This is a genomic window from Halococcus salifodinae DSM 8989 (genome assembly GCF_000336935.1).
Lineage (GTDB): Archaea > Halobacteriota > Halobacteria > Halobacteriales > Halococcaceae > Halococcus > Halococcus salifodinae.
In genome coordinates this window covers 1-25,289 of sequence record NZ_AOME01000002.1, presented here as the reverse complement: position 1 = coordinate 25,289, position 25,289 = coordinate 1, and the positions used below count along the sequence as shown (strand labels likewise).

Here is a 25,289-nt window from a genome sequence, read left to right as displayed (position 1 = left end):
GCTGATCAGTTCGTTCTCGCGCTCGCGCCGTTTGAGCGCCGTCCACAGCTCCGAGAGAACGACGAGTGTCAGGGCGCGCTGGGCCTGTGGCCGCACCTCGCCGGTATCGATGATGATAAGCGCGTCTTCGTCGAGATACTCACGGAGATCGAACGCGTCGTCGCGATCGTCCGGCGAATGACCGAAAATTCGTGCAAGCCGATCGTCGACGGTNTACTCACGGAGATCGAACGCGTCGTCGCGATCGTCCGGCGAATGACCGAAAATTCGTGCAAGCCGATCGTCGACGGTGATCTTCCCGATGCGGGTAAACACACCAGACATGACGTTTTCGGACCCATCCGACGAATCCGCCACGATCCCCTCGAGCGAATCTTCGAGTTTCTCGTCGCTGACCGCGGGTGCGGTCCGGTGTTCACTCACTCGTCTGGCGGCCTTGTACAGGTCGCGGTAAGAGAACGATTCGTTGCCGTGTACCGGGTCGAACAATGCTTTGAGAAGATATCGGATCACATCGGGCGAGCGGGCCGAAGTAAAAACCGTTGTTGACGCCGACAGAGCGTCATGGTCTTGTCGATGGTTGAGCCCTCCCCCCTTCTCATCACAACCTAAAAGCACCAGCCAAACGAGCACAATCGTTTTTCAGCCTCTGCTTGCGACGCGCAGCAGCTGCCACAAGCGGGTCATCCTCACGAGAGATGCTGCCATATATCCAGTGGGTCGGCGTCGTTCAGTTCGGCGTTCGTCTGCATCTTCCGGAGTTCGGTGATACACCGCTTTGCGACCAGCGGATACACGTCGGCGGGGGTGAACGAAACGTCGAGCTCCATCAGCTCCGGCCAGCCTTCGGCCCAGATGTCCTCGACCACGCGTGGGTAGAGGTCGTCGTTCAGCTGCAGGCCGAACTCGTAGTCTTCCTCGACGACCATCGTTCGAACCTGTTTCCGGATCCGTGCCGGCGTGCAGTAGGTTGCAACCACGTACTCGGCTCCCGATTCTGCGTCCTCGGGCTGTTGGCCGAACTGTTCGCGGTTCAGCTCCTTGAACGCCTCGCGGACCAGCTTCGCGCGACGCGCCGAGGCGTCGCTTCGCACCACGACACCTTCGACCTGCATCTCCGCAGCCAGCGACGAGGCCGGAAACGTGTACGTCTCCGGGTCGAACCCATCGTCGAGACGATCGAGGATCGTTGCCGAAACCAACGACGAGGCGGTCGGTGCCGTATCGACCCGGATCCGCTCGAAGATCTCCCACGCGCTGTCGATGTCGAGAAAGCCCTCGAAGGTCTCCTCGTAGGGGTTGCCCGGCGCGGTCATGGTCCCGATCGCCGCATACGGCAGGACATCGAAGCCAACGAGTGCGGGGAGGTCGCGGTCGGTGTAGCCGTAGTCGAGCGTCGAGTAGACGAGATTTTCGGCGTAGACGATCAGTGGCCCCTCGTGCTCGTCGTGAAGCGTGCGGAGGGCGGCGGCGTCGATACCCTCGCGGAGGCAACGAACGGCACGCTGTAACGCCCCGTCGATCTCGTCCAACGAGTCCCGATGGGTGCCCCGGACGGTCTTGCGCGTCCCGAAGACGAGGCTCCCATCACCATCGGCGACACTGGCGACCGGTTCGGGATACTGCTCCGCGTACCGTTGGTCGTACAGCGTGAACCGGAACGCGCTTCCATCGAACTTCTCGATGAGGGTCAGGTCCTCGGCGTCGAACAGTTCCGCCGAGACGACCGGATGATCGTAGCGCGGGATCTTCGGGTACACCTTCATGGTTCGGTCATGCCATCGATATCCTCGTGAGGGACGATCGACCATCCGTCTTCACGCTCGATCGAGAGCATGTCCATGGCGAGAACTGGGTGCGAGTCAGCATGAATGGTTCTGACAGCTGCTATCATGTAACATTGTTTCGCTCGTCGAGGAACTCCCGTGTCAGGGCGGCGACCTCGGCGCGAAACGCCTGCATGTCCACGTCTGTATTGCCGTGCTGCAGCTGTTTGTGCTCCTCACGAACGATATCTTCGAGCACGCGCTCGTAGAGGGTGTCGAACGTCACGGACTGGTGCCGATCATCGAGCTTGGCTGCGAGTTTCTCGAACCGACGTTGCGTAGCATATTTCGCTGCCAACTCCTCCGCTGATGCATCGACCGGCACCGTTTCATCGACCTCTCGGAACTCGGGATGGAGCAGCTTCGCACGCTGGCCTCGCTTGTTCCAGATGATGACTCCCTCGGCAGGCCCGTCATACCAGTTGGACTGCGGGAGCGTGTACGAGTCGGGGTCGAAATATCGGGCGCGAGACTCCTTCTCGAACGCGTTTACCCTGTCCGAACTCGCGAATCACCTCTGGACAATCCAGAGCAGAGGGTCCGACACTGTTCGATCCCGATCGAAACACACCACGAGAGCCGGTCGGCGCTCGTGTGGCGGTGAGTCAATGTGTGGTCGGTAGCGCCCGTGTGGTCTGCGTTCGGAGCGTCGGCGGGGCCGTCTGTCGGCCATAGCTGGCGGTCCGTTACATCATTCCCGGATGGGTGGCCGGTTGGCGCTTGCTCGTGGACGGCCTTCAGAGCTTGTCCGTGCTAGTCCTCCGAATCGGTCGGAACAAGCCACTCGACGATGCGGTCGACGGTCCTCGAGCCGCGTTTGTTCCACACGCCGCTTTCCTCGGGCGAGGGCTTCTGTGGGTCTCGGTCGATGGTGCCGTCGGATGCCGACCGGTCGGCCGCGTCGCTTGTGGCCGATCTGTCGACCACGAGGCGGGTGAGGATCCGATCGAGTCGGACGGATCCGGGCTCGTCACCGGTTCCGCTCTCTTCTGGCGGTGGCTTTGCCGGATCCCGGTCGATCGGCTGGTTTCGGTCGGGCATGTCCGTTGGTACGGGCTCAGTCATCTTAACAGTGAACCGTCTCGGGATCATATCCTGGGCGTTGTCTCGCTGCCTTTTCGATACCTCCGCAATCCTCTGAGCGAACAGTTGGACTGTTTGGCGAACGCTACTCGAACAGTTCGTCGATGGGACGATCATCGTCGCCGCTATCGCTCGGTGGCTCCGCTGGCGGTGCATCGAACAACCGCTGTGAGGCGAGCTTTTCGAGCGACACGTCGAACTCCTCGAAGTCCGCTTCGTCGGGCTCCGGAAAGGCGAGTGCGTCAGCGACCTCGTCCGGCAGCGGCGGACGGGCGGCGCTCCGATGGCGTTGCATCTGCTCGTTGAGATGGAGGTGATCTTGCAGCGCGCGCAACACCGGAACCCCCCTGAGATACTTGTACTCGTAGAGGAGCGTCACTCCGTAGTCGGTGAGGCCCCAGAACCCCGCCGGAATGCCGCGCGTGCTCCGGTTGGGTTCGTGAACGTACTTCTCGACGATCCCCTTCCGTCGCATGTCCTGCAACTGGTCGTTGATCGACGAGCGGTTCTTCGGAACGAGGTACGCGAACTCGTCGAGCGACAGGAGGTGCTCCGGGTGCCCGAGTATCGACTGGACGATGTGATGGCGGGTTTCTTGCGAGAGGTACTCGTGGACGCGCCGTTGTTTCTCGAACGGCAGGACATCTTCGTCCCCGAATGGATCCTCCGATAGGTCGTCAGATGGGGATCGAGCCCGTTCCGGAGCGTCGCTCATGCTGTAGTGTTCTCCGTATGTGGCTATAACAGTTGGGGTGACCGGATTGGAAAAACAGTAGATAGACAACTTACTTGCAAAGCTTTACCCCAACCCGGTACGTGGCATAACCGATGAGTGCTCCGACGGTCCCACTCAATGCTACACGCATCTATCGAGCGCTCGAACGCGCTCTCGATGGGCTGACGGTCCCGCCGGACGACATCACCGAAATCAATCGGTTCGTCAATCAGGAACTCCCGCCGTTCGAACAGTCGGGTGTCACGACCTATCTCGTCCTCGGGAGTTACCGTGAGGAGTACGGCCAGCGGCTCCGACTCTTCGCAGCCGAACTCAACAAACCCCACGCCGCAACCGCGGTCGTTCTCGGCGATACGTATGACCTCCAGACGGCTGTCGCGCCGCCGTTCGACGTCAAGCTACATCTTCTCGCGGAGTACGCCGACTACGTCGCCGGCGTCTACGAGAAAGAACGCGGTGGGGAGAGCCCGGAACTCGGCTACCTTCGGGCGGTTTATCCGGAGAAAGGTCACGTACTGCCGCGGGATTACACCGGCCTCACCCGTGATAGGTTGGAGACGCCAGCCGATGTCGTTTCGACGGCACTCGGGATCTACTACTCCGATGGAGACGACGACCACAAACGCGACCAACTACTCTCGTTGTTGTCGGCGGCACAGCGCTGTGGAGTCGAGATCAGCGAACAGGAGCTGGTTGCGATGATCAAGGATCGGGCGGAGGATCTCGACGAACCGCCGGCGTCGTACAGCTGGGTTCACTTGAACGTCTTTCGATTCTTCGAGTTGCAGGGACGCTGCTACCCCTGGACGACTGTCGACGAGCTCCGTGCTCGTGCCGATTCACTGCCAGGACCGACACGCCCAGCGTGGGAGCAGACATTCGAGTATGAGGACACTGGTGATGATCGCCCGACGAAATGACATCCTCCTCGGCGTAAACACCGTGGCGTCGAAGACGCCACGAGCAGACGGCGAAGCCGTCGACGCCGAGATTTCCCGACCGCAGTTGGGATATTAGGGTTCGCAGTGCATCCGTTCTTGTGGAAGGAACCGTCCTTCCGTAGCGTCGAACGAGTACGTCGCTGGCTGTGCCATGCAGCCGTTATCCCTATCCAGACGGTCAAATGCGTCTGGATTCGGGAGTAGTGTTTGTCTGACACTGTTATGGACTCGACGCGCTGCTCTTGACGACGACGTTCTCGAGGCCACACTGTTCCGAACTCGCGACTCAATTCCTTCGATGGTCAGTGCTGAGGGGGGATTCCGCATCGACAAAACAGGTCTTCGTTGTCATGTTCATGGAGCGCATATCTATACGCCACCCGCTGGATTCGACGGCTACATGCCTCATCAACCATCTGGAGGAGTCCATGTCTGACCAGCAAGCGAACGCACTCCGTGTCGTTGCCCACACGTTCGAGGACCTCGCGGACGTCCTCGAGGCGGATCTCCCTGCCCTCGATCAATCGGACTACGAGGAGGTGATCCAAGACGTTTCGGCGACCGATACCGCCTTCGCCGAGCGGTGGGACGCCATCAAGGCGTGTGTCGACGCCCACTTCGAACGGTTGAGTCTCGATGAATCACTCGATCGGACGACCCACGACTACGTCGCCATCTCCGGTGGCCATCCGCCCGAACACAGAGCACTGACGCTTTCAGTTCGGTACTACCCCGAGGGCCGTGTCAAAGTCGAGGTCGGGATCCACGACGAAACGGAGGCATCGAGTCGCTGAGGGCAGCTGGCTCCCGCTTCGCTGTGGCCACGTCTGTGGTCGATAGTACGTCGTGTGCCGATACGTGCATCGTCGACGATACCGCGTGAGCGCTGGCGAGTTCTCTTTGGTAGCTGGTGGCCGCGTCGACCGGGGACGTCCGGCGATCGTCCGTTCGCGCCTCCGTTCTCAGGGACCGCGAGAGATGACCGATAGCTGTCTGGTTCATGCACCTCATATCTATGTACGAATCGCCGATCGGTAGTCACATGGCAGCATTCGACGATCTCGACGAGGTTTCCATGGACGAACAGCAGGTGGAGACGTTTGATGCTCTTTCCCAGCTGTTCGACGAACTCGCGGCCCTTGCCGAGGAGGGGTTTCCGGGCTTCGATCAGGCCGCCCGTGAAGACGGGTTGGATGATATCACCGCAACCGAGACCGCGTTCGCCACCGTGTGGGCCGACCTCAAAGCGTGTGTCGCGACCCATCTGGAAGTGACTGCCTGCGATGACTCCCTCGATCGTGACATGTTCGATTCGGTGTCGGTCACCGGCCATCCACCATCGGACGAGACGATGACGCTTACGGTCCGTTATGCGCCACAGGGCTTTCTCGAAGTCGACATCGACGATTCGTGACTATGAGGTGGCTGTGGCTGTTCGCACTCACAGCAGTCCTCATTGTCGTCATCCTGGGCTTCGTGCTCGCGGCAGTCCGGCCACTCATCATTGATCGGCAACAAAAGACTCGACGACCAACCGATACTGAGTACGAGCGACTGACACGCGGCGTCGGTGAGGTTGGTCGCGTTCGCTTGCGTATCACCGACCAGCCGGTGTCGTCGTCCCTCTCGCGGGCCCGTGCGTTGGGGATATTTCCGGGCCACCGGTATCTGTTCGTCGCCGAGCGATTGCTTGCGTCGCTTTCGGTGACGGAAGGACGGGCGATCGTCGCCCACGAGAGCTATCATCACCGATACTGGCATCCGCTGGTGCGAGCCGTGCTTCCGGCCGCCTTCCTCGTCGGCTGGGTGTTTGCCATCGTCTACGACCTCCCGTATGCGCTCGTCGGTGGCGCGGTGGCGGCGGTGCCGTACTGGCTGATCGTTGCCGGTATCGAACGGTGGATGGAGTATCTCGCCGATCGCTCTGCGGCCGAGCAGATCGGGTATGACCCGATGGTTGATGCGCTTGATCATCTCAGGGCGACGACCGACGAGCAGCCGTCGGGGCGACTCGCGGGACTGGTGGCGGCGCATCCATCGTTCGACGACCGTATCGATCGTCTCACCGAGGCGCGCAGCGATGTCGAATGACTATGTGACTTCCTCCCCGCCCTACCGCTCGCCTTGCGGCTCGCGCTTGAGGGCGGGGCTTCCTGTTTCCGCGACGTGGTTTGCAGCGACCGGCTGAAAAGCGGTCGCCGTAGGGACCACGGTCTCCGCAGGCGTTAATTCGGCATTGCCCATGCCTACTTTCGTGAGGCCGCGTTGAAGGACGTTCCACGCGGCGTTCTCGTCCCGGTCGGCGGTGAAGCCACACGTCGGACACGAGTGCTCGCGCACCCATAGCGGCTTGTCCGTCTCCGCGCCGCACCGGGCGCATTCTTTGGTCGTTCCGTGTGGCCGAACCTCCGCGAAGTGCGCGCCTTCGCGCTCGCACTTGTACGCAAGCATCCGCCGGAACGTCCCCCACGCGGCGGACGCCCGGTTGCGGCTGTTGCCGTCGAGTTGCATCAACTCCTTCGCGTCGAGGTCTTCGACCGCCACGAGGTCGTATTCCTCCGCGTAGTAGTTCGACAACTTGTGGAGGAAATCGCGGCGCTTTCGTTTGAGGTCGGCGTGTCGGCGAGCGACTTTCCGGCGCTGTTTCTCCCAGTTCGCCGAGCCGTGCTCTTTCCGCGAAAGGACACGCTGTTCGTGCTCCAGTCGCTCGCGTTCGTGTGAGAGGTTGAGCGACCCGACCGCCGTGCCGTCGGTGTCGTGGGCGAACTTCACGATGCCCACGTCGATGCCGACGACGTTCTCCGGATTCGTCGGTTTCTCCGGCGGATCGTCGGGTGTTTCGACCGACAACACCGCGTACCAGCGCCCCGTGGGTTCGCGCTTGATTGTGACGGCCTTCACGGTCGCGTCGGTGGGGAGGTCGCGGTGTGCGACGACCGGGATACGCCCGATTTTCGACAGCCACAGTTCGTCGCGGTCGCCCTTTTTGTCGAGCTTGAAACCGGACTGGCTGTAGGTGAACGAATGGTAGTATCCCGCTCCTTTCCACCGGAGTTGGCCGACGCGGTGGCCGTTCTCCTTCAGACCGCGAAGCGTCTGTAGGTTGTCGTATAATCGCTGAACGACCTTCTGAAGCACCTTCGAGTGGACTTCCCGTAGGTCGGTCCACCACTCCTTGAGCTTCGGTAGCCGTTCCTGTTCGCTGTACGACGACGTGTCATCGATGCGGTTGAGTCGGTGGAGAAAGTGGTTGTAGACCTGGCGACAGGTATCGACCGTCCACGCTAACCGCTCTTTCTGAGCAGGCGTCGGGTTGAGGCGATACCTGTAGTTCAGCACGGTCTACTCGTCGTCGGATGGATCGGGTTCGGAGGTTCGGACGATCTTGACGGTCGCGCCGATCCACCGTTTCGGGACGAATACGTGTGCGCCCGTGCCGGTGGGTTTGGCCTCGCCGTCGTGGACTTCGTGGCCTTCTACCTCGTACCGATCCATTGACTATGTATATGAGATAGACATATTTGAACGTTGCGTTGGTGGTCCGGCCGGTCGTCGCACTAAGCGGGTGTAGGCACGGGTGATGACGGCGCTGTATCCCCACCCTACTCGCTCGCCACGCACCGCGCTCGCTCCTTGAGGGTGGAGCCTTAGCGCCTGAAATTAGGTAAATGACCCCTCCCTGCTCGCTCGCTGACGCTCGCTCGTTGAGGGAGGGGCATCCGCACTGTATTTTGGGTGAATCGCTGATGAAATCGGGAAAGCGACACCCCTACAGTTATACGCTGTTGCGTGTAATCAGACACCATCTGAAATCATGCAACGAGGAATAAGAGCCTGTGTTCGAGTACAACCGGGCAGCGACACAGACGTGTTCCGTATCGGCGCTGCCGATGACATCCTCCGATTGCTCGTCGATGCACACGATACGGAGTTCACGATTGCGGATCTCGTCGGAATGACTGGGGCGACCCGATCGACGGTGTGGCGAGCTGTCGACCTCCTCGACCAGCTGGACATCATCGAAGTCCGCAAAACACCACAACGGAATTATGTTTCTATCGATCCGGCTCATCTCGAAAAGGACGATCCAGTGCTCGCAGTCGAGCAAGCGGGGTTTCACGACCCCATTCGAGCGTTCGTCGATCGTGTCCGGAGCACGGTCGCACAAGCAGACGACATCGAGCGGCTCGTCGGCATTGTCGTCTTCGGGAGCGTCGCGCGCGGTGAGGCGGACCGACAGAGCGACATCGACCTGTTTGTCGTCGTTGAAGGAGATCGGACGGCGGCTCGACGGTACGTGGCCGATATCGTGAGCGAACTCCGTGAGGAACGGTTCGACGGTGATCGGTTCGATTTCGAACAGTACGTCGAGTCAGTCGACAGCGCACGTCGGGTCGGTGACGATCTCCGAACGATTTTCGCTGAGGGAATCTGTGTGTACGGGACCGACGAACTGCAGTCGCTTCGCAAGGCGGTGTTCGCCGATGAGTAGCACGCGAATCGAGGCGCTGCTCGAGGAAGTCCAAGCAGCGTTCGATCAGGCGGCTTCCTCCTCGAGTTCGCGCGGCGCGAGGAACTGTAAGATCACGATCGCGGCGGCCAGCATGATCCCCGCTACAGAAGTCGCCGGGCCGCGACGCATGTGCTTGCCATGAGCGTGGTCGTGTACGAAGAATCGCTAGCAGTTGTTGGAAGTGGTCCGTCCAATCGCGGGAGGCGAAACTACTTTTAGCTACAATCAACTACAACCAATCACAAGCCATGCCTGTCCACCTCGACACGCACGATCCCAAGATCGACCTGACGCCGGGAACCACGAAATCAGACATCGTGGCGTTTCTCTACAACAACCCCGAGTACGNACGATCCCAAGATCGACCTGACGCCGGGAACCACGAAATCAGACATCGTGGCGTTTCTCTACAACAACCCCGAGTACGGGTACAAACCCTCCGAGCTCAGAGAACACCTCGATGTTCCTCACGGGACTGCGACGACCACTCTCAAGCGCCTTCATGAAGCGGGCTATATCGGAAAAACCGAAGATAGCTATTACCACGCGCTTGAACAGCGAGAGAGCCTTCGACGCTACGTCGCCAGTCTTGACCAGTTAGACCGGATGTTCACCCAGCCGACTGACAACGATCGGCCATCAGCTTCTGACACAGAAGACGTTCCCCCGGAACGGATAGACGATGCGGAGATTGAGCGTGAACTCGCAGAACTGGAAGACGAGCTTGGAGAATGAGCAAGTACCCTGCAGGGACAGTCGCCTGGGCGTTCGATCCAACTGACGCACACGACGAACGCCCAGTCATCATCCTCTCTCACGAAAATCGGCCGTTCAGTTCCGTCGAGTGTACCGTGATGTGTCTGGGTACTGGTGCGAAGAACTACGACCACTATGCCCCTGAACTCGAAAACGAATGCCTCTCGGGTATTTCGTTCGCCAGCACGACGTATCTGATGCCGTGGGCGCTCTACACGATTCCACCGGGAGCAATTCAGACGGGCAAAGCACGCGGAGAGCTCACTGAGAAGGGCGAACGCCTCGTCAAAAAGGCGCTCATCACTCTTTTCAGTGTTTGATGAAGACGGATCGTGACAGGCAGTTATGACAGCTGACTACGAGGCTGTGTCGTCTCGCTCGTACGGCGCGAGGAACTGCAAGACCACGACTGCGGCGGCCAGCATGATCCCCGCCGCAGGAGTCGCCGGTCCGCGACGCACGTGTTTGCTTTGCGGATCGTACCCAATAATCCGGGCGTCAGCGAGCGGTTCGAGGTGATTTTGGACGAGGTTGGTGTACACCGTTCGGCGCTCGGCTCTCGTGATGGTCGCCGGTTCTTTGTCCGTCTCGACGCTGGCGATCCGGCCGGCAAGCGTGTGGAGGTCGATCGTTTCGTCCGGGCCCACCAGGTACACGCTCACGACGACGAGGCGACGACGGCGGTTCGAGAGCAGCCAGAGGAACTCCGTCAGCTCCTCGGCTGTCGTCGACCGCGCCAGATGCCGGATGAGTTCGTTCGGCGTTCGGGGCAGCGTCGACATATACTGCTACGATGTGGATCGATGCCCTTAGTCTTATGTATCGAATATCGACTTATAGATACAGTATTTTGTGGCTACAAAGCACGGATCGCGGTAGCTAAGGGCTGATCGGCCGGTCGCCCTTGCATGCGGCCGCGCATCGACTGGATGACACGCTCGGACGATCGCGTCCTGGCGTTTCTCGCCGAAAAGGAGATCGTCGCCTCCGCCAGCGTCATCGCGGCCAACATCGATTACAATCCGAGCTATCTCTCCCGTCGGTGCCGGAAACTCGCCGCCGCCGGTCTCCTCGAACGGATCGACAAGTCGAACTACCGGCTGACCGATCTCGGCGAACGCTACCTCTCCGGCGACGTCGACCCCGAGGCGTTGGCCCTCGACGAGGAGTCCTGACCGCGCCGCGATCTCTCAGGGACGGCCGGCGGCGGCCGACGCGGTTCGGGGCGGCGGGCACGGATCCGATCGGTTCTCGTCGGCGGACCGCTGTTGTCTCCCACTGTCGGTGTCAGGTGGCGTCATCCGGATCGAACGCCCTGAGATACGCCTCGAGGGCGCTTGCGGTCCGGAAGGCTCCGAGGTTCAGCGCCTCGATGGGGTCGTCGCCGTCGGGCGGATGGACGTACCAGACGTTCTGGGTGTGGGCACTCCCGCCCAGCCGGAGGTCGACGCCGTGGATCCGGACCCACGCGCCGTGGGCGTAGGTGCCCGCCATGAGCTCCCCGAGGACGTCGGCGGCCGTCCACTGGGTGTCCTCGTCGGGATACACCATCGCGTACCCGTCCTCCTCGCGCGTGCTCATCGGCGTCGCCTCCGGTTCCCTGAGACGGCAGCCGTGCGAGCGCCGGCGCTGGCGATCGGCAACGGTGTCGATTCGCGCGTGCGATCGATACGTGCGGGACGCGAGCCGACGGCTTCAAGCCCGCGTGCGTCCGTAGTCTCCATTGGTCTTCCTCTCAGAGAAGACCGGTCCGGGTGCTGGCGGCACCCGGGCGTTTCCGTACCGCGATCACGCCCCGTGGGACCGATCCCCTCTACGTGGTCGTTGCTCGTGGTTAGTATTAAAAATCCGGATACGGGCCCGACCGCCAGGTAGCGACCGGCCGGTTCGCTCGCCTCGACACATCGCGACCTGTCGGAGCACGAAACCGAGCTCTCGACCGGCGTGACCTCGTGTGGGTGAGCGTGGCCCACGCCGAACGCAGCTCCCGCAACCGGATGATATTTCGACCAACCGGTAGTGCGGAGTCCCCCTCCTCGAGCGCGGGCGGAGCGAGCGGTAAGGGCAGGGAGGAGGATATCACTATCGCCGATTCGGTCACCCTTTCGTGTACTCATCACGAAGCCGGGTGAGATACTGTTCGTCCCAGTGTTTCGTATCAGCATAGTAACTGCAGGCAGCGTCGACGTACTCGGGAGGGAGCACACCTCGTGACGCAAGCTTGCACAGCACGTGTGGGGTCGTGAACAGCGTATTGCGGTCATCGAGTGCCAGACTCACGAACAGATAGTTCGTCGAGTTGAACTCGTCGGTGATGAACAACGCCGCCTCGAGATCGTTCGCCAGCCAGATTCCATCCGATTCGTCTCTATCCAGTTCGTACTCGAGCGGTGCGTCGATTTTCGCCTCGACATCGTGGGTCATCAGATGGTGAGACGTGTTCAAGACCAGCTCAGCGGCCGCCGAGAGCAGATCACCGCTCCCCGTCGCAGTACTCAGTTCACCAACGACGCTCGCAGGCACATGGACGTCATAGGTGCTGAGGAGTGCTTTGAGTGGGTCGGCACCGCTGGGGGCCGCCGGTCTTCCATCGACGACCGGTGTTGCGAGATTCAACAGGACAGTGGTGTCGACGACACTGCGGGGGGTTGTCGGTCACTGCTAGGCGGTTGACTCGCCGTCTTCGTCGTCGGCTGCCCCCTCGGACCGCCACACGGGCACCTCGCCGTCGTAGAACTCGTCATCGCTGGGGAGTTCCGCTATCACCTGGGGTTCGGGTGGGTCCCGGTCGATCGATGCCCGCAGGAGCTTCATTCGCATGGCTTCTTCCTGGCCGAGAACGGATTTCACGGTCTGGAAGTCGATTCGTTCGTCATAGTAGGCGTCTCGGAGACGACTCCGGAACCCCTCGTCGTTGATGAGTTCGTCGAGTTCGTCCTGGAGCGCATCGATGAGGAGTTGCGTTCGAGAGACGTTGAGCAACTCGGCGACATTATCGGCCCGCTCGACGATCGAAGCAGGGGCGTTGAAGTCAACGCGGGTTTTCTCTTCGGCCATCAATCATGTGTAGACTCTACACATGAATAACTGTTTTTCTACTATCAACTCTCTGGCCGTCTCGATTGATGACATCGACTCCAGAGGGTTTCGATCGCCGCTGCCGTTCGTCACGGTGTTCGTGCAATCGCCATGGTCGGTACCGCGTGGTGGTTCCCTCAGACGCCGAGATCCCGGAGCGTCCAGTCTTCGGACAGATTGTCGTCGAAACCCGTCTCCGCGACGAGCTCTCGGATGCGCCGTTCGACCGTCTCGTCGAGATCGAAGCTGTACGCAAACTCCTCGGTCCAGTCGTAGTACCGTGGCATCTTCGGGTAGTCGTCGTCCGTCTTCAGACCGAACACACTGTCGAGGAGGTACCGACGGTACGGCATCTCCGCACGATTCAGCCGTGGCAGCGTCCCATCGATCGATTCGTCGCGGACCAGTGCTTCGAGTGCCCCAACGGCGGCGTTCTGATCGGCGTAGAAGGCGTGTTCGAGTGTGGGCGTGACCGAGAAGATATCCGCCGACGTGCGGGCGTGGAGCCGATCGACGACCGAGTGATCGGGGTGGCCGATCCCCCACCCGTACGCGTGAACCTCCTCGCGGGCGATATCGGCGCTGTCGTCGGCGGTGACCGCGACGGCGTCGAGATACTCGAGTGCGCCGACCGGGATCGCCCCGACGCCATCGGTCAGTCGGGTGCGGATGCAGTATCGCCCGATGGCGTTCGCTATCGCGGGCGTTGCGAACGCTACTTCCTCCTCTGTTGTGGGATCGTACGCCGCGATCACGTCACCGAGAAGCTCCCACCCTTCCGTTCGGGTCGCCGTATCGAGGCCGTTGCTGACCCGCTCGTAGTACGGCCAGAACACGTCTCGGTCCGTGTCGCCACTGGCGTCGGCCGAGAGTATCGCCTCGAAGTTCGCGACGGCGTCGGTGATCGCTGCCACGTCACCGTCCGACACTCGCTCGAGCGAATCGTCGAGGTCGGCGACGCCCGCAGTCGGTTCGTCGGCTGTCGATGTCGCTGTGGTAGTCGATCCGTCGGCGTTGGATGGTGGCGAGGCCGACTCCGACCGGTCGTTGGCACAGTCGTGGAGGCGAAGCCGTGTCAACTACCCCTCCCTAACTCGGCCTGACGGCCTCGTTTGAGGGAGGGGCTTGTCAGTGGACTCCGGCTCTATCCGTCGCGTCTAAGCGACGGTGGACGAGTAGCGTCCGTTCGCGTTCACTGTCCCTGACTTCAAGGCCACGTTGACTCGTGGCCGTCCACCGATGGACTTCTGCCGTCGACGGACGTGCTTCATTCCGATGTTCTTCGCCGCGTTGTAGTCCGCGTGGACCGCGTACCCGCACTTCTGACACTCGAATCGGTGGTCGCCGTTCGGACGATTCTCTTCGAGCGTCGTCCCGCACTTCGAGCACCGTTGGGACGTGTACGCCGGATTGACCTGCACCACGTCGATGTCGTACTCCTCGGCCTTGTACTCGACGTACTCGTAGAGGCGGCGGAACGCCCACGCATGGAACTTCTTCGCTTTGGGCATCCGATCGCGGATGTGGGTTAGTTCCTCGAAGGCGATCACGTCACAGCCGTAGGCGTCGGCCTCTTGGACAAGCGCCTTCGAGATACAGTGCAGGTAGTCGTCGGCCCACCGAGTTTCGCGTTCCCCGATGGACTCTATCGTGCGGTGGGCGGACTGTGTACCACGTTGCTGTAGCGATCCACGGACCCGTTCGTACTGTTCCCGGCGGTGGTTCAGGTAGCCGCCGGACCACATCTTCCCCGTCGAAGTCGCGGCGATCGTGTCGATCCCGAGGTCAACGCCGAGGACAGTAGTGTGCTCGGTCGAAGAATCAGTCTCGGGTTCGCCGTCGCCGTCGTAACTCCGGAGGCTGATGTGCAGGAACCACTCGTCCGCGTCGGCGTCGTACTGCAACGTCGCCATGCGCGGCTCGTAGTCGTCGTTCAGTAGGTAGCGACCGTGCGGTGTTCCCTCCGGGTCGTCGGGGAGAACGTAGTCCGCACGGATACGACCGTCTACCGTCGAAAGGGTCGCGTGGTCCTCGTTGAACGTGGCCGACCGTTTGTCGTAGACGACGGACGTCTTTCGGAACGTCGGCCGGGACGTTCGCTCTCCGTCTTTGAGGCGGGAGACACCGGACTTGACCGCTTCGACGGCCCGGCGGATACCCTTCTGGACGAGATTCGCCGTGAGGTCCGTCTCGTCTTTTAGGTCGGCGTACAACGCGCGTTCGGCCTTCGCCTTCGAGGTAACGTGGTATCCGTCGTCGCCGTGCCAACACCACTCGGACGCGGTGTTCGCACAATGCTTGAATTGATCGACGGTGTCTTGAAGCGACTCGTCGGCCCCTTCGGGCAGATCAAGCTTTGTGACGACGGTACGACGGAGTTCGACCACACTTCACATTACAATGCCTGTACTTAAGTTTATTTCGGGGTCGGCAGGCCATAGCCGGATAGTCCCAGCGGTCGGTAGGCTCCTTCCGACGTGCGGATCGGTCCAAATGCCCAGCTATACGAACGCGCTCCTCCCCACCCTACTCGCTCGGCCTTCGGCCTCGCTCCTTGAGGGTGGTGCCTCCGCGCTACCGATTGGGTGAAATCAGTTGTCTTCGGCAGGAGACAGCAGCGATTCGAGATCCGAGGCGCTGAACAGCGACCAGTTCTCGTCGAGATCGTCTTCAAGACCGTCGACGAACCCGCTTTTCGAGACGAGAGCGAATCGTTCGTCCCGCGTGCTTGGCCCCCACCGAACGTGCTCGGCGTCGTCCCTGAGAGCATCCATGAGTGCGTACCCAACCGGCTCGGCCGTCCACTTGCATTCGGCGAGGAGTATTCGGTCGTCGTCCGGAGCGAGGCCAACGAGGTCGATCTCGTGTTCCCCGTACCACCATCGGCCGACCTCCGCGTACGGATCGAGTTCACCGTGACGGATTGCGGCCCAGACGGCTTCCTGGGCGATGTCTTCGAACGTCGTCGCGACGTGATTCGGGAGGTCCGGTTCGACCGTTCCCTCGAGAACCATCTCCGGGGCTTGCTCGATGCTGGAGCGGTTGGGTTCGATGTATCGAAACCAGAATCGCAGGAACTCGTCCGCAACGCGGTATCGCGACCGCTTCGAGTGCTTCCGTGAAGCGGTCACTGGGACCTCTCGGTCGATGAGGCGAAGCCGTCGCAGTGTCCGTAGATACTTCGAGAGTGGCCCCGAATCGATGTCCGTCGCCCCCGAAATCTCGTTTGGCGTCGTCCGACCGGTGGCGATCGCTTCGAGAATACTCATATATCGGGCTGGCGTCCGAAGTTCAGTGCGCAACAGAAACTCCGGCTCGTTGTACAGAACGGCCGTCGGCGAGAGGACGTGTGTCTGGATGTTCTCGACGAGGGAGCGAGTGTAATCGAACAGTGTGAGATACATCGGTGTCCCACCGGTGACGGCGTACGACCGAACTGCCTCCTTGAATTCGTACGGGATCGCTTCCCGAGCCTGTCGAAACGAAAACGGCTGGAGATCGATCTGTCCCGTTCGGCGACCGTACAGCGGACTCTCGTGTCCGAGGACCTCCGATTCCATCGTACTCACGCTGGAGCCACACAGCACGAGCATCGATTCGGTGTCTTGCAGTCGCTCGTCGACGAACGACTGTACATACGACGGTAGGGAGTCGTTTTCTGCGACGAGATATGGAAATTCATCGATCACAACCACGAGTGTTTCCGTCGCGAGTTTCTCTCCGAGGTAGTCGAACGCCTCGTCCCATCCGTCGATCCGTGGCACGCGATCTCCGAAATGATCGGCAATCTGTCCAACGAATTTCTCACGCTGTCGCTGTTCTGCCTCCTGTGAAGCAAGGAAATAGATATGTGCTCGATCGGCACAAAACCGCTTGAGCAGCTCGGTCTTTCCGACTCGCCGACGACCGTACACCACGTGAACGAACCCCGACCTCAAGGGTCGGGGCTTCCCGCTTCGACGACGCGCTTTGCATCCACGCGGTGGGAATGGCGGCAAACGCCGCTTCCACCGTCGGTGAACGGAGGGAGCGCAGTCTGCACGGGCGTTGATTCGGACCGTCCCGGCCCTACATGAAGTGTGTTGGTTGTTCGGACGAACGGCACGCCGCTTTCGGCTAACGCTTTGTCGAGCACGTTCTTCGCGGCGTTCAAGTCCCGGTCCTCTTCGTGACCGCACGCTGGACACGAGTGTTCGCGGACCCACAACGGCTTCGAGGTCTTGACGCCACACTGATTGCATGCCTTCGTTGTGTTCCGTGGTTCGACCGAGATCACGTGAACGCCGTGCAACTTCGCCTTGTAGTCGAGTAGGCGAATGAACCGACTCCACGCTGCGTCCTGTTTGTTCTTCGCCGACTGTGACGTTTCGAGCATCGGCTTCACGTCGAGGTCCTCGACGGCAATGAAGTCGTATTCCGTGACGAGCCATGTCGAAAGTTTGTGCTGGAAGTCGAGCACCTTCCGTTTGATGTGCCGTTTCGCTCGGGCGACCTTCTGCCGTTGTTTCTCCCAGTTCGCCGATCCGTGTCCCTTCCGATCCAACGACCGTTGTGCTCGTGCGTAGCGGTCGTAGCTGTCGGTCAAGTCGAGACAGCCTACCGCCAGATCGTCCGAGGTGTGGATGTACGAGAGAATCCCGAGGTCGATGCCCACACACTCGTCGGCCGTGAGGTTCGACAGGTCGGGTTTCTCTGGTTCGTCGGCCTCCACGACGAAGGTCACGAACCATTCGCCGGTTCGTTCCTTCTTGAGTACGACCCGTTTCACGTCGTCGGTCTCGGGAACCGCGCGGTGAGCACGAACCTGTATCCAGCCGATTTTTTCGAGCCGGAGTCGGAGCCAGCCATCCTCGCCCGTGTTGTGATCCACGTCGTAGCGGGATGGTTGGTTGTACGACACCGACCGAAACTCACCGCGACCCTGCCACTTGAGCCGCCCAGTCTTGTAGCCGCTCTCTCGTCGCCCCTTCTGTGTTTCGTGATCCTTGTGGATCTGTGAGACGGCCTGTTGAGCCGCATGAGCTGACGGTTTCTTGAACACCGGCCATCGCCGTTTCCACTCGGGAAGTTTGGCGTGTTGGTCGTATTCGGTCGGCCTGTCGTCGTGTGGCGAGCGGTAGTAGTGACGGATCGCTTGGTTGCGAATCTGCCGAAGTATATCGATGTGTTCCCACGCTACGCTGGCGGTCTCCTCGTCGGGATACGCGCGACAGCGGAGCGTGAGATCCATCGATTAGCTCTCCGGACTGGCGTCGAGACCGGCGCGGATGAGTTCGGCGTACGCCCGGGGCATCCGTAGTCCGTTCGCTTCGGCGTACGCTTTTGCGCGATCCATATCCTCGTCCGAGAGGCGGACTCTGAGATTTCTCTCTGCCATTTTCTGTGCAGCTCATGTTAGCATTTGGGCTAACATAAACGTGTCGCTGACCATTCGGTGACCGATCCAGCGTACGCGATTCATCCCCGAGGTCAAGCCTCGGGGCAGTCTCGCTGTCTTTTCTGTACAGCTCGTGCGTGGCCGAATCGTGGGCCCGTTCGAGTGCTTCGAGCTCCGAGTCCCGATCGTAGTAGGTCATTCTCTGGATAATGATTATCGTGATAATGACCTAAAATGGCCGGTTGCCGAGAGATCGTCCTCCGTCCAACCCCATGCAGTCTCTGGAAAACCAACTGTTGGACGTTCCGAACGATCCGACCGCCATGCACGATTGGCGCAGACCGTCTCGATGATCGAGTTCCGGTATTCGATTTGTGTGTCTGTCCACACGGCTTGCCCAGGATTAGTTCATCCAACCGACCGACCGACCGTCGATCCGGACGATCGTCCAGCCACCCGACCACGCGACCTCCACATCAAAACCCCGCCTTGTCGAGCTCGTCGAGAAACGCCGGTCGATTCGAGTGGGTGTCCTTCAACGTATCGACGAACGCATCGAACTGATCCGCAGACACGAGAGCTTGCATCGCTTCGAGATGATCGGCGATCTCCCGGTAGTGTCGTCGGCCTGTCTCTCCAGCAGCAAACGGCACGAGGAGCTCCCTGTACGCCTCGAAATACGCGTCCGGATCCACCTCGGCAACCGACTGTCTATACCGCTGCAACCACGCGAGGTTCTCGCTATCAACCACCGCTGCAAACGCGTCTTCCAGTTCGCCCTCGTGGACATACACATCGATCAGCCGTCGTCGATCGGTGTCCGCGAGGGACGTCACGATCTCATCATAGATCGAGTCCCACCGCTCGTCGTCACACGACGCTTTCAGCTCGTCGTAGGCGTCCCACTCGCTGTGATCGAGGAACAGGCGTTCGAGCGTCTGGCGGTATGCGTCCGAGTTTCGCTCCCGGTAAAGATCGGCCGCAAGCCACTGCAGCGTCGTCGTGGATCCGAACGTCTCGAGTCCGTCCTCGACCGCGCGGAGCGCCTGTTCCTCGTTGCCACGATTGATCAGTTGCACGGCGTACTGTTTACAGAACTGTGAATTGTCGAGGTAGATGTCGTCGTACACCGACAGCACCGTCTCCTCGTCGCCGAGTTGGTCGACCAGATACAGATACGAGGACAGCACACGTCGCGTCCGCAGCGACGAGGGTGACCCCGACGTTGATGCCTCCGATTCGGAGGATGTGACATCGGCGGTGTGGTCCTCGACCGTCGTGGGGGCATCGACGTGGAAGTTTTCGAAGGCGTCCCCGACGAAAGACTGCAGTTCGAGCGGCCCGACAGTGAGATGGGCCACGTCGAGCGTCTCACCGGTGAACTCCTCGGTGGTGAGCGGCCCAGCAGTGAAATCGGATGCATAGAGCGTCCCGTCGGGTGGCTCGCGGGGAGCCTGTGTGTCGTCGCTTGTTTCGGACTCGGCCTCGGCGGGTGGCTGCTGGATATCTGTCCCAGTCGGTGCCGGTGGTTCGTCGCTACCGGTGAGGTCGACCGAGACGTCCGGGACATGGGGGTCCAGACGGTCGAACCAGTGTTCGAGATCGCTCGTCGACGTACAGACCGTCCGCAAGGCATCGCCGTAGTCCTCGCAGACGAACGCGTAGTCGGCTTCGATGAACTCCGCAACGAGGTAGTCGATGTAGGGCCGTTTTTCGTCGTGCTCGAGGGGTTGCTCGGTGATCGTCTCCGCGTATGCATCGATGATCGTTTCGAGTTTCCGGCCGTAGTAGCCGCCGCTGTCGTCGATTCGAGTCATGTTCTCGCGGATCGCCTCGGCGAGAGCGCGGTAGATGGCCGTCGCCTCGTGGGTGTGACCACGAGACCGATGGGTCGCCGCGAGGTCGTGGTAGTGTGAGAAATCGATGTGGGTGTTGTATTCGATCATGCCCCGCCGACTCAGCGCATCCTCGAACAGTCGGTTGATCTCCTCTTTGTAGTCGTAGACGGTGTTCTCTGTATCCTCGCCAGCGAACGCGACGAAGCGGTCACGGATGTCGTGGTCGTCTTCGATGAGCTCCTGGAGAAACGTCCGGAGGTCCTCGGCGGGGGTCTCCTCGACGAGTGATTGTACGTCGGTCGCGGCGGGGCCCGTCGATCCCGCTGCCGTGTGGCTGTCGTCGCTGGTTGTGTGCTCCGGTTCCCGCTTGTTGGCTGCCAGCAGCACCGAAATAACGTGTTTGCACGCTCCCGCGTAGTCGTATGGACAGCTACAAAAGTAAGTCCGAACGCCCTCGTCGTCCACGGTGATGGAGATCTCGTAGTCGTGGGTCCCGCGAACGGTGGCCGTGAGTTCCCCCTCGTTGATTGCGAGCTCCTGAATTCGCCCTTGGTTATGGTAGTTGACACCACGCTCGTAGGACTGGTGGGTGCAAAGCGAGCGAATCTCGTCCTGATTCGGGTACTCCATATTGCCGATATTCGCTTCCATGCGTTGCAACCGTTTTCCGCTTACGGGCAGCTGCGGCTTGCGATGGGAGCGTGTCATATTTTGGAAGGAAGAAGCGACAGTACCTCCCAGACGACTCGCGTCGGATTCTTCGAGGTGAACGTGTGCGGTTCGTAGGCATACTCCGTTTCGGCGTCGGTCCGCTCTTGGAAGTGTCCCCACCCCTCGACGTGCGGATTCGGTTCGTGATGCCACCCGAAGTCCCTCCCTGTGTTATCCTGGTAATGGAACGAAAATTCCGGACGGGCATCTGGCGTCTCGCCCGCGAACCAGCGCACCGTGAGTGTGGCATCGTCCACGTTCCGTCCGATTCGGTCGGGTTCCAGCTCTGTGACGACGTGGTTGTGTACGTCCGGTGGGAACCCTTGGGCCGACGAAACCGCTGGATGACGTTCAAGCTCGCGCCGGATTCCACGAAGTGCCCTGTGGGAGGCTTCTGTCGAATCATACGAGCGATCGCCGGCACGCATTGACTACGCCATCGCCCTGCTGTCACGGCTGTAGGTTGCGTAGTTCTCGATGGCATCCTCAACGATAGTGAGGCGATATCTGGTGAGTTCCCAATCACTTGCAGTTGTTCGAATCTCGCTGGTTTGTTCGACCTGTTCCGCCTCCGCTGCACGTTCGCGGAGCGCTTCCGGAGAGCTGACGTCGTATTCGCCCTGCCACGTCCTGATTCGTGCCTGCAAGTCCTCTTTCAGTCCAATGAGACCATCATGGTCGTATTCGTCGAGTAGGTCACGGAGCGTCTGTACACGGACGTAGAGCGGATCGGGCGTATACAACGCCGTCCCTTCGCGATCAGTTTTCAGGAGGACGTTCATCTCGACGAGTCGTTCGAGATGACTGCGAGCCGTGTTCTCTGCAACGAGGGCCTCGTCTGCGATGGACGATGCCGATCGGGGCTGCGAGACCGCCTCAGCGACTGACCGAACCCTATCGAACGCACTCGTGTGTTCTTTCCACGCTTCGATACCGGGGTCGGTTTCTGTCATACCGCTCCTTGGCATCGGACATCAATAAATCTACTCCGAGATGAAATAGTCAACTTCTGGTCGGGACGGAACCCGCTCTCGGCTGTCGTCTGCATTGCGAACACGGCCGACTGCTCTTCGGTCGTGGTCTCGCTATTGCCATCCGAATCGATATCGGGAGCGTCGACCGGCCAACGAGACGGTATTACTGTTGCCCCGATGACAAGCCGGAATCCTTGCCGGTTTGGTTGTGGGTGGATATCAAAAGAGGTGCTCGGCGACCAATTCGAGAAGACACGAGACACCGTGCGGGAAACACGGGCGACCGATTAACGTTGCCGGCAGATCAATACCAACCGAAAATGGAACTCGAACGCCGGGACGACGATCGGTGGCACCTCGTGAGGCCAACCGTTCTACCCTCACCAGTCTGCCTTGCAGTTGATGACTGGAGCCAGTCGATCCTTGATCTCGCCTGTCTCGGCGAGCCGTGATTCGATCAGGGCGGGATCTTTGTAGCTCATCGGTGATTCGTCGAGCGTCTCCTCCGAAATCGATGTCGAGAACACCCCGTCCATCGCACTTTCGAACTCCTCCATCGTGAACTCGTCTTTGGCCCACGTCCGGCTGCCGTCGCGGCCAGCCCCATGCGGCGCGCTCCTGTTCCAGTCGTCGTTGCCTTTCCCTTCGAGAATCACCGACCCTTCGCCCATGTTGAACGGGACGATCAGCCGTTCGCCGTCGTGAGCCCGGGTCGCGCCTTTTCGGATGATGAGATCGTCGAAGTCGATCAGGTTGTGTGGCGAATGGATCGAGTCGGCGATCTCGACGCCGAGCGCGTCGGCCACGAGTTCGCCCATATATCGTCGGTTTTCCCACGCATACGTCTGGCAGAACGCCATGTCGATGAGATAGCCGTGCGCGGCCTCGCCCTCGAGATAGTCGAGGTGTGTGTTGCGGTCGTCTTCGAGCTGTTCGGCGCGGTCGTGGCGTACCTGCCGGATGCGATTGAGGTTCGCCTCGATCGCCTGGCCGTCGAAGGTTTCGCGACAGAAGGCCGCCGCGCGCTCCATGTCGATACGGCGGCCGTCCTCGCCCGTGAGCATGGCCGCTGTCCCGCCGGCCTCGCGGATCTCTTCGGGGACGTCTTCTTCGGTGAGCAGCGGCACGGTCGATTCATTTCGTCGCTCGGTGGCCGTTTCCTGCCAGTACTCCGCGACGGCGTTGCCCAACGCACGGCTTCCACTGTGGAAGACGGCCCACCACTCGCCGGTCTGCTCGGATTCGGCGATCTCGATGAAGTGGTTGCCCCCACCGAGCGTTCCCATCTGATTGATCGCCTTGTTGAGATCGACCTGCGCGCGCTCGCAGAGGTCTTTGAAGTGATCGAGATCGTACCCCTCGAAGTCGATCTCTTCGTTCAAACTGTCTTGGAGGCGATCGATCTTGTGGGTGGTCTCCTGCCACGGGAAGTCGTTGCCGATGTGGTACGCCTGGTTGTCGTGTGCGTGCCATCCCATCGGGATCGTCTCGCGAATGCGCTCGTCGATCTCCGCGTTCGAGAGCGCGGGCTTCTCGGCGAGTTTGATCGCGAACATGCCACAGCCGATATCGCTCCCCACGACGTTCGGGACTACCTTGTCGTCGAGCGGCATCGTGAAGCCGATCACACAGCCCGCTCCAGGATGGGCGTCGGGCATGACCCGGACGGGTTCGGTGAACGCTTCGTGGTCCACCATCTCCTGGATCTGTTCTCTGGTGAGTGCTTCGAGGTTCTCTTCGTCGAGATACACCTCGGCTGTCGTATGGTCGCCTTCGATTGTCGTTGTCATTGGATCACCCATACTGCTGTACGGTAGCAAGCAGTAGCTCTCAGGGACGGCTTGTGTTGTTCAGTGTCGCCATCGTCCAACTGTCTTTGGAATCGGCATCGGTCACCGTCGGCGGTGTGTGCCTTCTCTGCGTGCTGGCTCGTAGTACGGTGGTGGTTCGGCTGCGTCGTCGGTCGCCGTGTAGGGTTCGTTGGTGTAGACGAACGACTCCCGGCCGTTCGGCTCGTTGTCGTCGGCCGCTGGCAGTTCCGCGAGCGGGAGCGAGACATCCACCGCTTCGAAGACGTTGGGTTGGCCGTCGTTGTCCTCGGTGAGTGCACAGAACATCCACGGCAGGAAATGCTCAAACCCCTCCGCAGACAGATCTTTCAACTCGACATCGTCGACGACCACGAACACCGGCCGCTGTGCTTGCTCGGTGTCGGTTGCGGCCTGTTTCTGTGGTTGTCCGTGGAGATCCGCAATGAGCCGGAGTCGATCCCGTCGGCAGGGTCGTGGTGGCTCCCGATCGAGACCTGGATACGCCGTCGTTGAATCGCCGTTGGTCCTGTGATCGGTGTGCGTGGCGACATACTGGTTCCAGTAGGCAACCGCTTCGGCCGTTCCGGGGATCATCGCCTCCTCGCAGAGCTGTTGGTTGCCCGTTGCCCACACGTCGACGGCTGTGGCTCGCTCGTCGTGGGCCAGATACTTGATCCATGCGAGCGGTACTGCGGGATCACCCGATCGCGGTGGCGGGTTCACCGATACCGTTCGGTCTCGGTCGAAACAGATCACGAGCTCCGGTTGGCGCTCGTGTGGTGCCGAGTCACCGATCGTGTGGTGCCGAGTCGCCGGAATGATCGATGGCGCTCGTCTGCGCTGTGTTCTGTGAGTCGGCGTCGGTCGGCTCTCGCTGGTGTTCTGTCACGGTGTTTGTTTGCTAGTCCGGCTGTACCCGATGGGCGGGCGGAGTTTCCCATCCGATCGCGGTCAATCCTTCGAACGCGGTGGCACGAGCCATTCGACGATGCGATCGATGGTTCGCGATCCGCGTTTGTTCCACACGCCGCTTTCTTCGGGCGCGGGTTTCGGCGGCTTCCGGTCGCCGCTCTGATCGGTGGCTCGGTTTGGACGATCGTTCTCGCTGGTTGTGGCCGCACCGTTTGGGAGGAGGCGTCTGAGAAATCGGTCGAGCCAGATGGAGCCGGGCTCGTCGCCGGTACCGCTCTCTTCTGGTGGTGGCTTCTCGATATCCCGGTCGATCGAGTGTAATGAGTGAGAGAATTTTTGAAAATGGCTGCCGACGACAGAGTGATGGGCGGAAGTCGTCGCAAAGAGATCGAGCAGCACCTTCCAGAGGAGAAGATCGACGAGATGCTCCGTGAAGCCGAAGACGACGATCGTTTTCGGCGTATTGGCTTTGTGAAGAATCTCTACCAAGGAGATACGGTTGCAGAGGCTGCCGATCGTGCGGGACGGTCTCCAGCAACCGGTGGCCGGTGGGTAAAAGACTGGAACGAGGGTGGGTTTGCTCAACTCATGCCGAGCTACGGGGGCGGAAGGCCCCCGAAGCTCGACGAAGATGAACAAGACTGCTCTATTGAAAATGCGGTACGGGAGTACGATCATAGCGTCTTGGCGAGCTTCTTGATGTTGTTGAGCGCGAACAGGAGAACGATCTCAC

At 60.6% G+C, this 25,289-nt stretch carries 29 protein-coding genes; 10 read left to right on the top strand and 19 right to left on the bottom strand.

What is annotated here, in order from left to right:
- Positions 1 to 689: 689 nt before the first annotated feature.
- The 4 genes from C450_RS00150 to C450_RS00135 all read right to left on the bottom strand — a co-directional run bounded on the left by C450_RS00150 (position 690) and on the right by C450_RS00135 (position 3,624).
- The gene (locus C450_RS00150) at positions 690 to 1,766 is read right to left on the bottom strand and encodes a hypothetical protein (protein ID WP_005038557.1); all 1,077 of its coding nucleotides are present in this window, start codon (positions 1,764 to 1,766) and stop codon (positions 690 to 692) included.
- 124 nt (positions 1,767 to 1,890) lie between these two features.
- Positions 1,891 to 2,151 (bottom strand): hypothetical protein, encoded by a 261-nt coding sequence (locus C450_RS22610; protein ID WP_005038556.1) that lies wholly within the window; start codon positions 2,149 to 2,151, stop codon positions 1,891 to 1,893.
- A gap of 428 nt (positions 2,152 to 2,579) precedes the next feature.
- Positions 2,580 to 2,867 (bottom strand): hypothetical protein, encoded by a 288-nt coding sequence (locus tag C450_RS00140; RefSeq protein WP_005038555.1) that lies wholly within the window; start codon positions 2,865 to 2,867, stop codon positions 2,580 to 2,582.
- Between the two features lie 127 nt (positions 2,868 to 2,994).
- Positions 2,995 to 3,624: a hypothetical protein gene (locus C450_RS00135; RefSeq protein WP_005038554.1), complete on the bottom strand. Its 630-nt coding sequence runs from the start codon at positions 3,622 to 3,624 to the stop codon at positions 2,995 to 2,997.
- Positions 3,625 to 3,737: 113 nt separating this feature from the next.
- Between C450_RS00135 and C450_RS00130 the strand changes: the two genes are divergently transcribed.
- From C450_RS00130 to C450_RS00115, 4 genes are all read left to right on the top strand, one after another.
- A complete protein-coding gene (locus C450_RS00130; protein WP_005038552.1) occupies positions 3,738 to 4,565 on the top strand; it encodes a hypothetical protein in 828 nt (275 codons plus the stop codon).
- A gap of 449 nt (positions 4,566 to 5,014) precedes the next feature.
- A complete protein-coding gene (locus tag C450_RS00125; RefSeq protein WP_005038551.1) occupies positions 5,015 to 5,380 on the top strand; it encodes a hypothetical protein in 366 nt (121 codons plus the stop codon).
- A gap of 248 nt (positions 5,381 to 5,628) precedes the next feature.
- On the top strand, positions 5,629 to 6,000 hold the full coding sequence (locus C450_RS00120) for a hypothetical protein (protein WP_005038550.1): 372 nt from the start codon (positions 5,629 to 5,631) through the stop codon (positions 5,998 to 6,000).
- Between the two features lie 2 nt (positions 6,001 to 6,002).
- Positions 6,003 to 6,677 (top strand): M48 family metallopeptidase, encoded by a 675-nt coding sequence (locus C450_RS00115; protein ID WP_005038549.1) that lies wholly within the window; start codon positions 6,003 to 6,005, stop codon positions 6,675 to 6,677.
- Between the two features lie 21 nt (positions 6,678 to 6,698).
- Here the strand turns inward: C450_RS00115 and C450_RS00110 are convergent, their stop codons facing one another.
- Complete coding sequence (locus C450_RS00110; protein ID WP_005038548.1) at positions 6,699 to 7,925, bottom strand: RNA-guided endonuclease InsQ/TnpB family protein; 1,227 nt, start codon at positions 7,923 to 7,925, stop codon at positions 6,699 to 6,701.
- Positions 7,926 to 7,928: 3 nt separating this feature from the next.
- Positions 7,929 to 8,081 (bottom strand): DUF2080 family transposase-associated protein, encoded by a 153-nt coding sequence (locus tag C450_RS21320; protein ID WP_005038547.1) that lies wholly within the window; start codon positions 8,079 to 8,081, stop codon positions 7,929 to 7,931.
- 319 nt (positions 8,082 to 8,400) lie between these two features.
- Here C450_RS21320 and C450_RS00105 point away from each other — a divergent pair, with 319 nt between their 5' ends.
- From C450_RS00105 to C450_RS00095, 4 genes are all read left to right on the top strand, one after another.
- Positions 8,401 to 9,078, top strand: coding sequence for a nucleotidyltransferase domain-containing protein (locus tag C450_RS00105; RefSeq protein WP_193790491.1), 678 nt, complete (start codon positions 8,401 to 8,403; stop codon positions 9,076 to 9,078).
- Entirely contained in the window at positions 9,071 to 9,241 is a 171-nt protein-coding gene (locus C450_RS21950) for a hypothetical protein (protein ID WP_161606926.1), read from the top strand. Before C450_RS00105 ends, C450_RS21950 begins: the two co-directional genes overlap by 8 nt.
- A gap of 254 nt (positions 9,242 to 9,495) precedes the next feature.
- Entirely contained in the window at positions 9,496 to 9,834 is a 339-nt protein-coding gene (locus C450_RS00100; protein ID WP_005038543.1) for a MarR family transcriptional regulator, read from the top strand.
- Positions 9,831 to 10,175, top strand: a complete 345-nt coding sequence (locus C450_RS00095; RefSeq protein ID WP_005038541.1) for a hypothetical protein — start codon at positions 9,831 to 9,833, stop codon at positions 10,173 to 10,175. Before C450_RS00100 ends, C450_RS00095 begins: the two co-directional genes overlap by 4 nt.
- A 36-nt stretch (positions 10,176 to 10,211) precedes the next feature.
- Here C450_RS00095 and C450_RS00090 read toward each other — a convergent pair whose 3' ends face one another.
- Positions 10,212 to 10,637: a DUF7344 domain-containing protein gene (locus tag C450_RS00090; protein WP_005038540.1), complete on the bottom strand. Its 426-nt coding sequence runs from the start codon at positions 10,635 to 10,637 to the stop codon at positions 10,212 to 10,214.
- A 126-nt stretch (positions 10,638 to 10,763) separates the two neighbouring features.
- On the opposite strand from C450_RS00090, the gene C450_RS00085 reads away from it, so the two are divergent.
- Positions 10,764 to 11,030, top strand: a complete 267-nt coding sequence (locus C450_RS00085) for a methyltransferase family protein (protein WP_005038539.1) — start codon at positions 10,764 to 10,766, stop codon at positions 11,028 to 11,030.
- Between the two features lie 112 nt (positions 11,031 to 11,142).
- Here the strand turns inward: C450_RS00085 and C450_RS00080 are convergent, their stop codons facing one another.
- The 12 genes from C450_RS00080 to C450_RS00025 form a co-directional block, all read right to left on the bottom strand.
- A complete protein-coding gene (locus C450_RS00080) occupies positions 11,143 to 11,436 on the bottom strand; it encodes a hypothetical protein (RefSeq protein WP_005038538.1) in 294 nt (97 codons plus the stop codon).
- A gap of 516 nt (positions 11,437 to 11,952) precedes the next feature.
- Positions 11,953 to 12,471, bottom strand: a complete 519-nt coding sequence (locus tag C450_RS00075) for a hypothetical protein (protein WP_005038537.1) — start codon at positions 12,469 to 12,471, stop codon at positions 11,953 to 11,955.
- A 45-nt stretch (positions 12,472 to 12,516) separates the two neighbouring features.
- Positions 12,517 to 12,912 (bottom strand): hypothetical protein, encoded by a 396-nt coding sequence (locus C450_RS00070; protein WP_005038536.1) that lies wholly within the window; start codon positions 12,910 to 12,912, stop codon positions 12,517 to 12,519.
- A gap of 158 nt (positions 12,913 to 13,070) precedes the next feature.
- The gene (locus tag C450_RS00065; protein ID WP_005038535.1) at positions 13,071 to 14,012 is read right to left on the bottom strand and encodes a hypothetical protein; all 942 of its coding nucleotides are present in this window, start codon (positions 14,010 to 14,012) and stop codon (positions 13,071 to 13,073) included.
- Between the two features lie 78 nt (positions 14,013 to 14,090).
- Complete coding sequence (locus C450_RS00060; protein ID WP_005038533.1) at positions 14,091 to 15,320, bottom strand: RNA-guided endonuclease InsQ/TnpB family protein; 1,230 nt, start codon at positions 15,318 to 15,320, stop codon at positions 14,091 to 14,093.
- A gap of 204 nt (positions 15,321 to 15,524) precedes the next feature.
- The gene (locus C450_RS00055) at positions 15,525 to 16,871 is read right to left on the bottom strand and encodes an ATP-binding protein (protein WP_049909740.1); all 1,347 of its coding nucleotides are present in this window, start codon (positions 16,869 to 16,871) and stop codon (positions 15,525 to 15,527) included.
- Positions 16,868 to 18,163 (bottom strand): RNA-guided endonuclease InsQ/TnpB family protein, encoded by a 1,296-nt coding sequence (locus C450_RS00050; protein WP_005038531.1) that lies wholly within the window; start codon positions 18,161 to 18,163, stop codon positions 16,868 to 16,870. Before C450_RS00050 ends, C450_RS00055 begins: the two co-directional genes overlap by 4 nt.
- Before the next feature lie 623 nt (positions 18,164 to 18,786).
- On the bottom strand, positions 18,787 to 20,778 hold the full coding sequence (locus C450_RS00045) for an SWIM zinc finger family protein (protein WP_049909754.1): 1,992 nt from the start codon (positions 20,776 to 20,778) through the stop codon (positions 18,787 to 18,789).
- A 74-nt stretch (positions 20,779 to 20,852) separates the two neighbouring features.
- A complete protein-coding gene (locus C450_RS20480; protein WP_206536818.1) occupies positions 20,853 to 21,116 on the bottom strand; it encodes a hypothetical protein in 264 nt (87 codons plus the stop codon).
- A gap of 174 nt (positions 21,117 to 21,290) precedes the next feature.
- Positions 21,291 to 21,812 carry a DUF7342 family protein gene (locus tag C450_RS00035; protein ID WP_005038527.1) on the bottom strand — a complete coding sequence of 174 codons (522 nt, stop codon included), beginning with the start codon at positions 21,810 to 21,812 and terminating at the stop codon, positions 21,291 to 21,293.
- Positions 21,813 to 22,213: 401 nt separating this feature from the next.
- Positions 22,214 to 23,623, bottom strand: a complete 1,410-nt coding sequence (locus C450_RS00030; RefSeq protein ID WP_005038526.1) for an RNA-splicing ligase RtcB — start codon at positions 23,621 to 23,623, stop codon at positions 22,214 to 22,216.
- 102 nt (positions 23,624 to 23,725) lie between these two features.
- On the bottom strand, positions 23,726 to 24,367 hold the full coding sequence (locus C450_RS00025; protein ID WP_152424366.1) for a hypothetical protein: 642 nt from the start codon (positions 24,365 to 24,367) through the stop codon (positions 23,726 to 23,728).
- Positions 24,368 to 24,919: 552 nt separating this feature from the next.
- Between C450_RS00025 and C450_RS00015 the strand changes: the two genes are divergently transcribed.
- Positions 24,920 to 25,289: helix-turn-helix domain-containing protein (locus C450_RS00015; protein ID WP_005038523.1), on the top strand; the 370-nt coding region annotated here is incomplete at its 3' end.